Annotated in this window: 12 protein-coding genes and 1 riboswitch; of the genes, 11 read left to right on the forward strand and 1 reads right to left on the reverse strand. The window is 38.3% G+C overall.

What is annotated here, in order from left to right; all coding sequences use genetic code 11:
- Positions 1 to 10 precede the first annotated feature (10 nt).
- Positions 11 to 1,249 (forward strand): peptidase T, encoded by a 1,239-nt coding sequence (pepT, locus tag FC56_RS05305; RefSeq protein ID WP_056978301.1) that lies wholly within the window; start codon positions 11 to 13, stop codon positions 1,247 to 1,249.
- 119 nt (positions 1,250 to 1,368) lie between these two features.
- On the forward strand, positions 1,369 to 3,954 hold the full coding sequence (gene clpB / locus FC56_RS05310) for an ATP-dependent chaperone ClpB (RefSeq protein WP_056978302.1): 2,586 nt from the start codon (positions 1,369 to 1,371) through the stop codon (positions 3,952 to 3,954).
- A gap of 36 nt (positions 3,955 to 3,990) precedes the next feature.
- On the opposite strand, the gene FC56_RS05315 is transcribed toward clpB, so the two are convergent.
- Positions 3,991 to 4,179, reverse strand: coding sequence for a DUF2929 family protein (locus FC56_RS05315; RefSeq protein ID WP_054669584.1), 189 nt, complete (start codon positions 4,177 to 4,179; stop codon positions 3,991 to 3,993).
- A gap of 123 nt (positions 4,180 to 4,302) precedes the next feature.
- Here FC56_RS05315 and dnaE point away from each other — a divergent pair, with 123 nt between their 5' ends.
- The 9 genes from dnaE (at position 4,303) to FC56_RS05360 (ending at position 14,650) form a co-directional block, all read left to right on the forward strand.
- Positions 4,303 to 7,635 carry a DNA polymerase III subunit alpha gene (gene dnaE, locus FC56_RS05320; protein ID WP_056978303.1) on the forward strand — a complete coding sequence of 1,111 codons (3,333 nt, stop codon included), beginning with the start codon at positions 4,303 to 4,305 and terminating at the stop codon, positions 7,633 to 7,635.
- A 206-nt stretch (positions 7,636 to 7,841) separates the two neighbouring features.
- Positions 7,842 to 9,599 (forward strand): pyruvate kinase, encoded by a 1,758-nt coding sequence (pyk, locus tag FC56_RS05325; RefSeq protein ID WP_054669587.1) that lies wholly within the window; start codon positions 7,842 to 7,844, stop codon positions 9,597 to 9,599.
- Between the two features lie 94 nt (positions 9,600 to 9,693).
- Positions 9,694 to 10,575 (forward strand): CvfB family protein, encoded by an 882-nt coding sequence (locus FC56_RS05330; protein WP_056978304.1) that lies wholly within the window; start codon positions 9,694 to 9,696, stop codon positions 10,573 to 10,575.
- Positions 10,568 to 11,449 (forward strand): site-specific tyrosine recombinase XerD, encoded by an 882-nt coding sequence (gene xerD, locus FC56_RS05335; RefSeq protein ID WP_056978305.1) that lies wholly within the window; start codon positions 10,568 to 10,570, stop codon positions 11,447 to 11,449. The genes FC56_RS05330 and xerD overlap by 8 nt, the downstream gene beginning before the upstream one ends.
- A gap of 10 nt (positions 11,450 to 11,459) precedes the next feature.
- The gene (locus FC56_RS05340) at positions 11,460 to 11,819 is read left to right on the forward strand and encodes a hypothetical protein (protein ID WP_056978306.1); all 360 of its coding nucleotides are present in this window, start codon (positions 11,460 to 11,462) and stop codon (positions 11,817 to 11,819) included.
- Positions 11,812 to 12,537 carry a segregation and condensation protein A gene (locus tag FC56_RS05345; protein ID WP_056978307.1) on the forward strand — a complete coding sequence of 242 codons (726 nt, stop codon included), beginning with the start codon at positions 11,812 to 11,814 and terminating at the stop codon, positions 12,535 to 12,537. Before FC56_RS05340 ends, FC56_RS05345 begins: the two co-directional genes overlap by 8 nt.
- Positions 12,527 to 13,051, forward strand: a complete 525-nt coding sequence (gene scpB, locus FC56_RS05350) for an SMC-Scp complex subunit ScpB (RefSeq protein WP_054669598.1) — start codon at positions 12,527 to 12,529, stop codon at positions 13,049 to 13,051. Before FC56_RS05345 ends, scpB begins: the two co-directional genes overlap by 11 nt.
- 22 nt (positions 13,052 to 13,073) lie before the next feature.
- Positions 13,074 to 13,799: a pseudouridine synthase gene (locus FC56_RS05355; protein WP_056978308.1), complete on the forward strand. Its 726-nt coding sequence runs from the start codon at positions 13,074 to 13,076 to the stop codon at positions 13,797 to 13,799.
- A 53-nt stretch (positions 13,800 to 13,852) separates the two neighbouring features.
- Positions 13,853 to 13,972: riboswitch (FMN riboswitch) on the forward strand.
- 84 nt (positions 13,973 to 14,056) lie between these two features.
- Positions 14,057 to 14,650, forward strand: coding sequence for an ECF transporter S component (locus tag FC56_RS05360; RefSeq protein WP_056978309.1), 594 nt, complete (start codon positions 14,057 to 14,059; stop codon positions 14,648 to 14,650).
- Positions 14,651 to 14,668: the final 18 nt, after the last annotated feature.

The following is a 14,668-nucleotide window of genomic DNA, read 5'->3' on the forward strand; positions in this document are numbered from 1 at the left end:
AGTGCTGATAATGGCTAAATATGATAACTTAATTCCTAATTTTTTAGACTTTGTACGGGTAAATACTCGTTCCGATGAAACCTCAACAACAATTCCTTCTGCTCAACGTGAAGTTGATTTCTTAAATTCATTAAAAGAGTTGCTGACTAAAATGGGCTTACAAGACGTTCATACTAACCAACAAAGTGGTTATGTCTTTGCTACATTACCAGCTAATCAGGACAAATCAGTGCCTACGGTAGGATTTATTTCCCATGTAGATACAGCTGATTTTAATGGAGAAAATGTCAATCCTCAGATCGTTGAAAATTATGATGGTCAATCCGTGATTAAACTGGATGCTGCTGGCGAATTTGTATTGGATCCAGCCGTTTTCCCTAATTTAAAAAATTATGCTGGCCATACACTAATTACAACTGACGGTTCTACTTTATTAGGAGCGGATGATAAAGCGGGGGTGGCAGAAATTATTGCCGCAGCAACTTATTTATTAGCTCACCCAGAAATAAAACACGGAGACATTAAACTTGGTTTTGGTCCGGACGAAGAAATTGGTACCGGAGCCGATCACTTTGATGTGGCCGACTTTGCCGCTGATGTGGCGTACACCGTTGATGGCGGTCCTGCTGGTGAGTTAAGTTACGAAACTTTTAACGCTGCAGATGCCAGAGTTGAAATTAAAGGGACTAACGTTCATCCTTCAGAAGCAAAAGGAGTAATGGTGAATGCTTCTCAGGTAGCCATTGATTTTCATAACCGTTTGCCTAAAGACGCTAGACCAGAAAATACTGAGGGCAGACAAGGATTCTTTCACCTTTATGAAATGAAGGGGGACGTAGATGCTAGTCAACTACGTTATATTATCCGGGATCACGATCGAAACCAATTTGAACAACAAAAGCAATTAATCACTGACATTACTGCTGATATGAATCGCCAATTTGGTAGTGACCGAATTAAATTAACTCTGACTGATCAGTATTACAATATGGGCGAGGTCATTGCTAAGGACCCAACGGTAGTTGATGTTGCTGAGCAAGCCATGAAAAATGTGGGCGTAGTACCTAATATTTTCCCAGTTCGCGGAGGTACTGATGGTTCTAAGATTTCTTTCATGGGACTACCAACGCCGAATATTTTTGCAGGTGGTGAAAACATGCATGGTCGTTTTGAATATGTTTCAGAAGAAACTATGGAAAAAGCGACCGATGTAATTATTGAAATCGTAAAATTATACGCAGAAAAGTAATTGGTCAAAATTGGTCAAATTATTTCTCAATACTTCATTTATCTGTTAATATAGGTTTACAAAGTTTGAAATGATAATCATTTCAAACTTTTTTAAACTAAAAAATTAAGGTGAAATATATGAATCCAGATAATTTAACTGAAGCGGTGACGCAAGCAATTGCTCAAGCTCAGCAAATTGCTGTCACCAGAAAACAACAAGAAATTACAGTTGCCCACCTCTTTAAATTTTTGACGCAGCCCGGCCAATTAGGTAGGCAGATTTATTCTGAAATGGGTCTGAACTTAGAGGATCTGGAACATGAATTAGATCAAGAAATTGATAATATTGCTACTGTTAGTGGTAGTAACGTGGCGTATGGCCAATCTATGTCTAGTAACCTAGCTCAGTTGCTACAACAGGCAGAACAGGTTAAAAACCAATTAGAAGATGACTACATTGCTGTTGATACACTAACTATCGCTTTAATGCAGTTAACTGGAGAACGGTTTACTGATTACCTAAAGGATCATGGAATTACCGAACAACTGGTGCGTAACGAAGTAGATAGTATTCGAGGTGGTGAACGAGTAACCTCGAAGAACCAAGAAGATGGGTATCAAGCCCTAGAAAAATATGGGATTGATTTGGTTAAGGCCGCTCGTAACAATGAATTGGGACCCATTATTGGTCGAGATGAGGAGATTTTAGACGTAATTCGAATCCTATCCCGGAAGACCAAGAATAATCCCGTGTTAATTGGTGAACCCGGAGTTGGTAAAACTGCAGTTGTTGAAGGATTGGCTAAGAGAATTGCCATCAATGACGTGCCAGAAAACTTACAAAACAAGGTTATTTTCCAATTAGACATGAGTGCTTTGATCGCTGGTGCTAAGTACCGGGGAGAATTCGAAGAACGATTACAGGCAGTTCTTAAAGAAGTTAAAAAAGCTGACGGCCAGATTATTATGTTCATCGATGAAATTCATAATATCGTGGGAGCCGGCAAAACTGAAGGTAGTATGGATGCTGGTAATATCTTAAAACCAATGCTAGCACGAGGCGAGCTTCATTTAATTGGGGCTACAACTCTAGATGAATATCGGCAGTATATGGAAAAAGATAAAGCCTTAGAACGGCGTTTCCAACGGGTAATGGTTAATGAACCCTCTGTTAACGACACCATTACTATTTTACGGGGCTTACGTGAAAGCCTAGAAATTCATCATGGGGTTAAAATCCATGATAATGCGTTAGTGGCAGCTGCTAGACTTTCGGATCGTTACATTACGGATCGTTATTTACCGGATAAGGCCATTGATTTAGTGGACGAAGCTTCTGCTGAAATTCGAGTCGAAATGAATTCTAGTCCAACAGAGTTAGACCAAGCTAACCGTCAGTTAATGCGATTGGAAGTAGAAGAAGCAGCTCTAAAGGAAGAAACTGACGAGGCATCTCGAAAGCGACTTCAAGAAGTTACTCGCGAGCTTGCTAGCATTAAAGAAAAAGTCAATGAACTCAATGCACGTTGGCAGGACGAAAAGAAATCTTTGACCGCTATTAGTGATAAGAAAAAAGAACTGGATCAAGCCAAAAACGAATTACAACAGGCTGAAAGTAATTATGATTTAAATTTGGCTGCTAAATTACAACACGGCACCATTCCTAGTCTGGAAAGTGAACTAGCGGAATTAGAAAATACCGATCGACCAGATGAATGGTTGGTAGAGGAGTCCGTTACTGAAGACCAGATTGCCGATGTAGTTAGTCGGCAAACTGGAATTCCGGTTGCTAAGTTAGTAGAAAGTGAGCGAGAAAAATTATTGCATTTAGCCGATAACTTGCACAAACGAGTAGTGGGACAAGACGACGCAGTTAACGCAGTTTCTGATGCCGTTTTGAGATCTAGGGCCGGATTGCAAGATCCAAGTAAACCATTAGGATCATTTCTATTCTTAGGACCAACCGGGGTCGGAAAAACGGAATTGGCTAAAGCGTTAGCAGTCAATCTGTTTGATTCAGAAGATCACATGGTTAGAATCGATATGTCCGAATACATGCAAAAAGAATCGGTTTCTCGTTTAGTAGGGGCAGCTCCGGGATACATTGGCTATGAAGAAGGGGGCCAACTTACTGAAGCAGTCCGACGCAATCCATATTCCATTGTCCTTTTTGATGAAATCGAAAAAGCTCATCCGGATGTCTTTAACATTTTGCTTCAGGTCTTAGATGACGGTCGCTTAACTGATGGGCAAGGCAGGACCGTGGACTTTAAGAACACGATTTTGATTATGACCTCTAATATTGGTTCTCAGGCTCTCTTAGATGGAGTTACTGAATATGGGACTATTCCTAAGGCCACGCAAGATGAAGTTTTAAGTCTGTTGAGAGCACACTTTAGACCTGAATTTTTAAACCGAATTGACGAGACAATTATGTTTACGCCGTTGACCTTAGCTGATATGGCGCAAATCGTTCAAAAATTAATTGATCAATTAGCGGTTAGAATGCATGATCAAGAAATGGGCTTAGAGATTACAGATGCGGCTAAAAACTGGATTGCTAAACAGGGATATGAACCTCAATTCGGGGCTCGGCCACTTCAACGATTTGTAACTAATCAAGTAGAAACACCAATTGCTAAGTTAATCATTGCTGGAACTATTAAAAAGGATATGACCGTTAAAATTGATTTAGCTGATGATAAATTAGTATTTAGATATTAAAAAAGAGCACAAAAAAACCGGGAAAGCTTCCCGGTTTTAATTTTGCCCTTTTTGTAAAAGGTAAATTCCGTTAACACTAGCAACTGCAGTGATAACAGCGGTAATTCCTACTTGAAGTGCACTATATGGCATTAATTCAAGTGCGGAACCAATATAGCCAATAATTTCACCAAAGATGAATGACCAAAAAATAATTGTCAAGTTTGCGCTAATAATTTTAGGCAAAGATACCACCTCACAATCATGATGATTTTAGCACATTTTTTAATAAAAATGAACTAATATCCTGATTGCTTATCGAGTAATTCTAAAATTTTGATATACTTTTATACGAAAGGAAGTGAGAAGATGACGTTTGTACCCCTACAATTAATTAGTTCATACAGTTTATTACAAAGTCCCATTAAAATTAATGATTTAATCCAAATTGCTAAGCAAAGGGGATATCAAGCGCTAGCCCTCACCGACATTAATGTTATGTATGGTGTCATTGAATTTTATGATGCCTGCATAGCTGCGGATATTAAACCCATCATTGGCTTAACACTCGAAGTAAGCAATCAGGTGAACTTTGAGCACGAAACTCAATTGGTCTTAATTGCTAAGAACCAGCAAGGGTATCAAAACTTAATGACCCTTTCTAGTCATAAATTAACTACCGATGAATTTTCGGTTAACGACCTTAAAAATCATTTAGCCGGATTAGCGGTTATCGTATCCGAGCAATCAGAGTTTTATGATGATATTTTACGAGGACAAACAGCAGAAGCAGAACAATTTTTGCAACAACTACAAGAATTAAGCGATTCTACTACTGATATCTTGGTAGGGTCCACATACATGCAACCTACTAATATCATTCAAGCAGCTGCTACCACCGCTGCAGAGGTGGGAATAAAAGTGGTGGCTTTCAAACGAGTTGAATACCTAGATTCTGATGATTACTTTGTCCAACGAGTCTTAATGGCTATTGATTCGGGAGATAAGTTAACTGATGTAACTGCTTTAGCTGCTAGTCAAGGCCCTAATTGGTTGCAATCAGTTAGTGATGAAGTGAATAATTTTGAAAGCGCCGGGATTAAAGCGGGATTGACCAATCTAACTGAGTTAATAGCCGGAATTCAATTAGAAATTAAGCAGCAAGTTCCTATTTTACCCCAATTTGATACTCCAGATAATATTTCAGCTGGTGATTACCTAGCTAAACTTTGTGAGCGGGGCTTACTTAAGCGATTGAAAGATAATCAAATCACAAATTCAGCACCATATTTTGAACGCTTGACCATGGAATTAACGGTTATTGCTGAAATGCAGTTTAATGATTATTTCTTAATAGTTTGGGATATTATCCGCTTTGCTCACCAGCAAAACATTTTGACTGGTCCTGGTAGAGGATCTGCGGCAGGTTCTTTGGTAGCGTACTGTTTGGGAATTACTGATGTAGATCCACTGAAGTATGATTTACTATTTGAACGATTTTTGAACCCCGAACGAAATCAAATGCCTGATATTGATATAGATTTACCTGATGACCGTCGAGATGAAGTGATTCAATATTTGCAGACTAATTATGGTCATGATCGTACTGGACAAATTATCACTTTTGGAACTCTAGCAACTAAACAAGCTTTACGGGATGTTTCTAGAAGTTTTGGTCTATCAGTAGCACAGCAAGACCAGTGGAGTAAGGCAATTCCAAACTCTCTGCATATTAGCTTGAACGATGCTTACACTGACTCACAACTGTTGAAAAATTTAGTGGCTGATTCTGAAATTAATAAATTAATTTTTGAAACTGCTAAGAAACTAGAAGGATTACCTAGACACTATTCCACACATGCCGCTGGAATTGTGTTGAGTCAGAATAACTTGGTAGAACAAGTGCCAGTCCAAGATGGTAATGATGGCTTATTAATGACTCAATACTCTAAAAATTATGTTGAATTAGTGGGTTTATTAAAAATTGATTTGCTAGGATTACGAAATTTGACCACCTTAGCAGATACTTTAAACAACGTTAAAATAATTAATAACCAAACGATTAATCCGGCTACCATTCCCTTAGATGACCCTAAAACTATCACTTTATTTCAGCAGGGCAAAACCGATGGTATTTTTCAATTTGAATCACAAGGCATTCGTCGTGCGCTACAGGAGGTTAATCCACAATCTTTCGAAGAAATTGCATTGGTCAATGCGCTGTACCGGCCAGGGCCCATGCAAAACATCCCACAGTTAGTAAAACGGAAACGAGAAGGGCGAAAATTAAAGTTCAATGTTTCCCAAATTGAACCAATCTTAGCACCAACCTTTGGGATTATTGTCTATCAGGAGCAGGTAATGTTGGTTGCTTCCGTCATGGCTGGCTTTTCTTTAGGGGAAGCTGATTTACTGCGTAGAGCTATGAGTAAGAAAAACTTAGCTGCGATGGATCAAGAACGAGATAGGTTCGTAAATGGTTCAGTGGCTAACGGGGTCGAACGAAAACGAGCGGTTGAAATTTTTACTTATATTGAACGATTTGCTAATTACGGATTTAATAAATCTCATGCAATTGCTTATAGTAAAATGGCTTATGAACAAGCATACCTTAAAGCCCATTTTCCAGCTGCTTTTTATGTAGCCTTATTAAACTCAGCTCAAAATAATGACGTGAAAATTAAGCAGTATTTAAATGAACTGAAGAGTCTCATTGGGGTCAAAGGTCCCGATATTAATCTAAGTCAAGAACAGTTTGACGTATCCGAACACCAAATTATTTTTGGATTGAATGCCATTAAACGGTTAAGAAAAGATACCGTAACAGCAATTTTAGAAGAACGAAATGCTAACGGAAAGTATGTCAGCTTTGCTAATTTTATTAGCAGGTTGCCTGAAAAATTTAGAACTTCGGATCAGATTGAAATTCTAATTTACTCAGGTGCTTTAGATTCTTTTGGATATAATCGGGCAGAATTACTAGCCGCCACACCGGAGTTCATTAGTTCGGCAGAATTAAGTGGGCAGTCCATAGAATTATTAACAGCCTTGATGCCTAAAATCAAAAAGCGAGATGAATTAGATTTAACAGATAAGCTACAAAAAGAAAATGAGTTGTTGGGTGCTTATTTATCCGGACATCCGGTAGAAAAGTACAAACGATTGCTAAGAAAATTAAACGCTGTAGCAGTAATTGATTTAGAAGTAGCTAATCAAGTTGCCGTGGGGCTTTACCTTACTAAAGTAAAGGTAATTAGAACTAAGAAAGGAAGCCAAATGGCGTTTGCCGCTGGTAGTGACTCTACCGGAGATGTAGACGTGACTATTTTTCCAAAACTATATTCTCAAGTGAGCGGTTGGCTTCACCGAGATATGGTAGTGGTAATTAGTGGTAAAGTAGAGCAGCGAAATGGTTTGCAGATTATTGCTGATCAGATTACACCTGCTGCTAATCTTGTGCGGAAACTAGGAACTAATGAACAACGGTGGTTCTTACGAGTTTCTGAAACTCAGTTGCAAGATAAACTAGCTCAATTATCCCAAATTGCTGAAACTAATCGAGGCAAAACTAGTATTGTTTTAATTGAAAAGACTAACCATAAAATAACCAAATTAAGCTCTAATTTTAATTTAGCAGCTACTAAAACCGTTCAAGTCCAATTAGAAGAACTCTTTGGTAAGGACAACGTAGCACTTCAATAAACTTTTTTAAAATATATTTGACAAACAAGTAAAGGCTTTCTTTGCTATTACACCAACTTTTAATCATTTACTTTTTTGAGAAACCTAATAACTCGGGCAAGACAATGAATTTTAAAAGTGATAAAATACGTTTTGAATAAAAGCGGACAGAACAATTGTCGTGGAGACTGTTGGAAATTCGCAAGCTAAAAGGAGAGATACTACTTATGAAGAAAACCAAGATCGTAAGTACCCTGGGACCAGCCAGTACCGATGTTGATATCATTGCACAATTGATTGAAGCCGGTGCCAATGTATTCCGGTTTAACTTTTCACACGGTGATCACGAAGAACACTTAGACCGTATGAACAAAGTACATGAAGCAGAAAAGAAGACAGGTAAAACTGTTGGTATTATGCTTGATACTAAAGGAGCCGAAATTCGGACTACTGTCCAAAAAGGCGGCAAACTTGAATTCCATACCGGGGACACTTTCCGGATTTCAATGGATGACAGCATCGAAGGAACTCCTGAAAAGATTGCGGTAACTTACCCAGGTCTTTATGATGATGTTCATGAAGGCGGTCACGTTTTATTTGATGATGGTTTATTAGATACTGTTATCGATGAAAAAGATGACGCTAACAAGGAATTAGTTGTAACTGCTCAAAACGATGGTTTATTAGGTTCACGTAAAGGTGTTAACGCACCTGGTGTTTCAATCAACCTTCCTGGTATCACTGAAAAAGATTCAGATGATATTCGTTTTGGTTTGGATCACGAAATTGATTTCATCGCTGCTTCATTCGTTCGGAAACCTCAAGATGTTCTTGATATTCGCGAACTTTTGGAAGAAAAGCACATGGAACATGTTCAAATCTTCCCTAAGATCGAATCACAAGAAGGTATCAACAACTTTGACGAAATCATCAAGGTTTCAGATGGTTTGATGATCGCTCGTGGTGACATGGGTGTTGAAATTCCTGCTGAAAACGTTCCTTTGGTTCAAAAGACTTTGATCCGGAAATGTAACGCAATTGGTAAGCCAGTAATTACTGCTACCCAAATGCTTGACTCAATGCAAGAAAACCCACGTCCTACTCGTGCCGAAGCATCTGACGTTGCTAACGCCGTATTTGACGGTACTGATGCAACTATGCTTTCTGGTGAAAGTGCCAACGGTGATTACCCTGTAGAAGCAGTTTCTACTATGGCTCGAATCGATGTTAAGGCTGAAAATGCTTTCCCTAAATTTGGTACTCCACGTCCTCAATTCATGACTAACGACGTAACAGAATCAATTGGTGATTCAGTAACTCGGGTAGCCAAAGAATTAGGTATCAAGACTATCGTAGCAGCAACTAAATCTGGTTACACTGCTCGAATGATTTCTAAGTACCATCCAGATGCTGATATTTTAGCTATTACTTTTGACGAACGTACTCGTCGTGGTTTGATGATCAACTGGGGTGTTACTCCAATCGTTGTAGACGAACCAGAAAGTACTGACGCTATCTTTGATTTGGCTTCTAAGAAGGCCGTTGAATCTGGTCTTGCTAAAGAAGGCGACTTGATCTTGATCACTGGTGGTATGCCAGTTGGTGAAAGTGGTACTACTAACTTGATGAAGGTTCAATTAATCGGTTCAAAGTTGGTTCAAGGCCAAGGTGTCGGTGACAAAACTGTGATCGGTAAGGCTGTTATCGCTGATAACGCTGCTGATGCTAACAGTAAAGTTACTGAAGGTAGTATCTTAGTTACCAAGACTACTGACAAGGAATACATGCCTGCTATCGAAAAAGCTAGTGCTTTAGTAGTAGAAAATGGTGGTTTGACTTCTCATGCTGCTGTGGTTGGTATTTCTATGGGCTTGCCAGTCATTGTTGGTGCTGAAAATGCTACTGATAAAATCTCTGATGGTGAATTAATTACAATTGACTCTCACCGGGGAATTGTTTATCATGGTGCTTCAAACGCTATCTAATATTTAACCAATAAAGAGTTTAGGGTTTTAAACCCTAAACTCTTTTCTTTTGGCCGCGGAAACGTGTAGAATAGGTACAGAATCAGGAAACGGAGTGGACGAAATCGAAACCATAGGACGTATATTAACTGGCCAAGTAATTGATGAAAATGATCAAAATTACTTTGTGCAAATTGAAGGAACTACTTTTTTATTAGCTAAAGAAGAAATTGAAAAGCCCTTAAAATTAGGTGCTAATTTTACCGGTTTTACTTATGAAAATGAGCACCACAAACTTCAAATTACTAGGTTTAGACCTAAAGTTCAAATTGATCAATATGCCTTTGCTAAGGTTGTGGGACAAAAACATGATTTAGGAGTCTTCGTAGATATCGGCTTAAGTAATAAAGATATTGCCGTATCTTTAGATGAACTTCCAACGGTAAGATCATTGTGGCCAAAAGAAGGCGATCAACTTTTAGTATGTTTAGGAGTTGATAAGAAAAACCGGTTATGGGCACACTTAGCTGACGAAGATATTTTCGCAGCAATTGCTCGACCAGCTGGATCTAATTTGAAGAATAAGAATGTTAAAGCAATCGCCTACAGATTAAAAATGGCGGGCACTCGCCTTTTAACGGAAAATTACGAATTAGCATTTATGCATCCCAGTGAACGGGTAGAAGAACCTCGCTTGGGTCAACAAGTAGAAGCTAGAGTAATTGGTATGTTGCGGGATGGTAGTATTAATTTATCTACCTTACCACGGGCTTACCAAGCCATTGACGATGATGCTGCCATGATTTTGGCTTTATTAAACCGAGATGCTGAGCATTTCTTGCCTTATACTGATCATAGTGATCCTGTCTTAATTAAAGAATTCTTTGGGATCAGTAAGGGAGCCTTTAAGCGAGCAGTGGGGCATTTGTTAAAAGCCAGGTTAATTGTGGAAACCGATGCCGGTATTTCATTAATTGAAGATGAGAGTAATGAATGAACAAATTGATAATTATATTCACTATTTAAAAGTAGAACGTGCGTTATCTGCTAATACCCTGACTAGTTATCGTCAGGCGTTGGTTATTGCCGTTGCTTATTTTAAGAAAAAAGTTAACAGCTGGCAGGAAGTAGATCAGTATTTAATTTTAGATTTTTTGGATGAATTAAACCAAGAAGAACGATCCAGAAATACCGTTATCCATATGGTATCTACATTGCGAAAGTTCTTTTTGTATTTACAGCGATATAAAGTGATTAATGATGATCCAATGGCTAAAATTGATTCTCCCAAGAAGGCAACGGTATTGCCTGATGTATTAACGGTGAACGAGGTTAATAATTTATTAGAACAACCTAATTTAAATAAGCCCTTAGGTATTCGCGATAGAGCCATTATGGAAACTATGTATGCCACCGGAATGCGAGTAAGTGAGTTAGTGAACCTAAAGGTGGGAGACTTACATTTGACTATGAGTATGCTCCAAATTTTGGGAAAGGGTGATAAGCAACGAATTATCCCAATTAGTGCGGTCGCCATTGAATGGTTAGACCAATACCTAAATTTCGTAAGGCCTAATCTAGTAAAAAAGAAAACCGATTACGTTTTTTTAAATGCTAGAGGGGGACAGTTGAGTCGTCAAGCAATTTGGCAGATGTTAAAAAAATACGTTACTTCTACTACCATAACCAAAAAAATTACTCCCCATACTTTACGACATTCGTTTGCAACTCATTTGTTAGAAAATGGGGCGGATTTAAGAATCGTACAAGAAATGCTGGGTCATTCTGATATATCGACAACTCAAATTTATACGCATGTATCTAGTCATCATTTAAGCGATGTCTATAATCAATTTCATCCCAGAGCTTAGGAGAATTACTATGTTATATCAATACCGAAAGGACTACGAAAAAGTGACGATGGGGCTACTATCGTTAATCGATAGTCTCGATAATATGGATTTAGTAGAACAACAACTAAATTGGTATGTTGAAAATGATGATCATCACTTATGGTTGTATCGCGATCCTAATAACAACTGGACTGGATTAGTGGGAACTGAGGAACGGCAAGGTCAGTTACTCATTCACCAAATTATTTGTACTCCTGGTGAACATAAGCAAAATACGTACAACCAAATGCTGAATGAACTAAATGAAGCCTATCCTAAACTTAAAATTGTAGCTAGTTTAGCTAATCGGCGCATTTGTTTAGAATGGGAGAATCAGCTTCGTGAATAAACAGCCGGAAATAACGACTGATAACTTTGCGGGACCATTAGAGTTGTTACTAAAACTTTTAAAAAAAGAACGACTGATGATAACCGATGTGTCCTTAGTCGCAATCACGGACCAATATTTGTCATATTTAAAACGAGCTTCAGAAATCAATCTACCATTGGTAGGTGAATATTATATTTTGGCGACTACCTTGATGACGATGAAGTCGCAAGCTCTATTACCGATTTTAGAAGTTGACGATGATGATCAAGAAGATGATGCTTCTATTTTGGTGGCTAGATTAAAGGAGTATGAACGGTATCGACAAGTTACTAGTCAATTTAAGCAGTTAGAGCAAAATGGACAAGAGCACTATACTATTGCACCGTTGATGCCTCCCAAACTAAAACCACAATTAATTATTCCGGCAATCACTAGTAAACAAGATTTAAAAACATCTTATGTTTATTTGCTTAACAAGAATAACCAAACTCATAAAGTTCCCAAAATTAGGAATACTTGGCGCTATTCTATTGATACTCAGACTGGATTAATCCGGAAAAAATTACTAACTGCTGGTTCCTTTTTGTTCCATAGCTTAATTGCAGATAATGATCGGCAAGAAATCGTTACTAATTTTTTAGCAGTATTAAATATGGCGAAAGATGGGGAACTATTAATTAATCAGCAAACTCAAGATGAATTAATAATTAAGAGGGGTGGTTCTCATGGTAACTAACGAAGCTAAGATTACAGCTTTAATTTATGCTGCTGGTAGCAAGGGAATCACCTTAACCGAGCTGGCCAATCATGTGCAAATCAGCCCAGCTGCTTGCAGACAACTAGTTGAAAAATTAACAAGCCAGTATCACCAAGATACTCAAATGGGATTAGAGATTAGTGTGACGGATGAAACGTATCGCTTAGCAACTAAAGGTGATGTGGCGGAATTGGTTAATGATTATGTATGGCATGGACAACCTCAACGATTATCTACTGCTGCCATTGAGATTATTGCTATTATTGCTTATAATCAACCAATTGCTAGAGTAGAAATTGATGCCATCCGTGGTGTTAATTCTAGTGCTACATTACACCGCCTACAAGAACTTAATCTAGTTGAAGTAGTCGGTGAGAAACAAGAAATTGGGCATCCAAAGTTATACGGGGTTAGCAACTACGGGTTAAAATATTTTGGATTGAATTCACCAAAAGATTTGCCTGAATTGCCAAAAGCCACACCAGAATTGTAAAAGAAAACAAGAGGAATTTTATATGAGTGAAAGGTTACAAAAAGTAATTGCCCAAGCGGGGATTGCTTCTAGAAGAAAAGCAGAAACACTAATTACTGCTGGCAGGGTTCAAGTTAACGGTGTAACCGTGACTGAATTAGGAACTAAGGTAGACTCTAAGGATACTGTAACGGTTAATGGGGTTCCTATTACTAAAGAACAATTGGTATATTATTTGTTCTACAAGCCTAGAGGAGTGGTGACCACTGTTTCGGATGATAAAAAACGTAAAACGGTGTTGGACTACTTTGAAGAGGTTCCAGAAAGAATTTATCCGGTTGGTCGATTAGATTATGATACCTCTGGGTTATTGTTGTTAACTAATGACGGTGAATTAGATAATCGTCTAACCCATCCGAAATATGAATTTGAAAAAAATTACGTTGCCAAGGTTAAAGGAATCATTAGCAATAACGATCTTAAGCAACTTAGATTAGGTGTAATGGTAGATGGTAAGAAGAGCGCTCCTGCCAAATCCAAATTAATTAGAACCGATAAAGAAAATAAAACTAGCATTGTAGGGCTTACGATTCATGAAGGTCGAAATCATCAAGTTAAAAAAATGTTAGCGGCAGTTTCTCATCCGGTGATGAAATTAAGCCGAGAATCTTATGGATTCTTAGACTTAAAGGGCCTCAATCCTGGAGAATGGCGGCGCTTAAGGCCTCATGAGGTTGAAGAATTAAAGAAAGCCACCGGCTTAGCCTAAGTTATTGACAAAGACAAATTTTTTGTTATATTTAAGTAAGTAAAATAATTCTGGTTTATCTTCAGGGCAGGGTGCAATTCCCGACCGGCGGTATAGTCCGCGACCTACCTTTTGGTAGTTGATTTGGTGTAATTCCAAAACCGACAGTAAAGTCTGGTATAAAGAAGGTTAAATGTAATTGACCAAAGCCGCCCGGAGTCCGTCTCGGGTGGCTTTCTTTTTTGAAGATAGCCAATGTTTAGAGGAGACATTGTGCAATGGAAAGACATACCAAAGGATTAAAGAATGGTTTTGTAACCGCTGACATAGTTAGGTTAGCTGTTTTAGCGGGGAGTTCGTACGTATTGATGTTTTTTGCTTTTCCGGTGATTCCGTTAGTATCGTATATGAAAATTGATTTTAGCGACATGCCGGTTTTGATCGCCACCGTTATTACTGGACCCCTGGGAGGCATAATTGTAGCGGGAGTTAAATCCCTTCTGTATTGGATTACTACCGGAGCTTCTATTCCCAATTTAATTGGAGTTGGATCCTCGTTTGTTTCATCAATAGTAATTGTTGAAGCATTTTATTACTCCGAAAAGTATTTGCATAAGTTCAATCGACCAGCTAGAATTACACTAACCATTTTAAATATGGCAGTAGCTCTGGCAGTAGTGATGGGAATCTTGAACTGGTTGGTAGTAACGCCGCTATATATGAACCTATTAGGTTTAAAACTATCGATTCCCGTTACCCAGTTAGTTTTAGTAGCCGTGATTCCGTTTAACTTAATTAAGGGAATTTTAGTAGGGTTAGTATTTATTTTTGTTCGGCAACGAGTACTACCTAGGCTTAAAATAAAAGAATAATAGTAAATGATCTGATAC

It is taken from the genome of Lentilactobacillus senioris DSM 24302 = JCM 17472 (assembly GCF_001436555.1).
In the GTDB taxonomy this organism is placed as follows: Bacteria; Bacillota; Bacilli; order Lactobacillales; family Lactobacillaceae; genus Lentilactobacillus; species Lentilactobacillus senioris.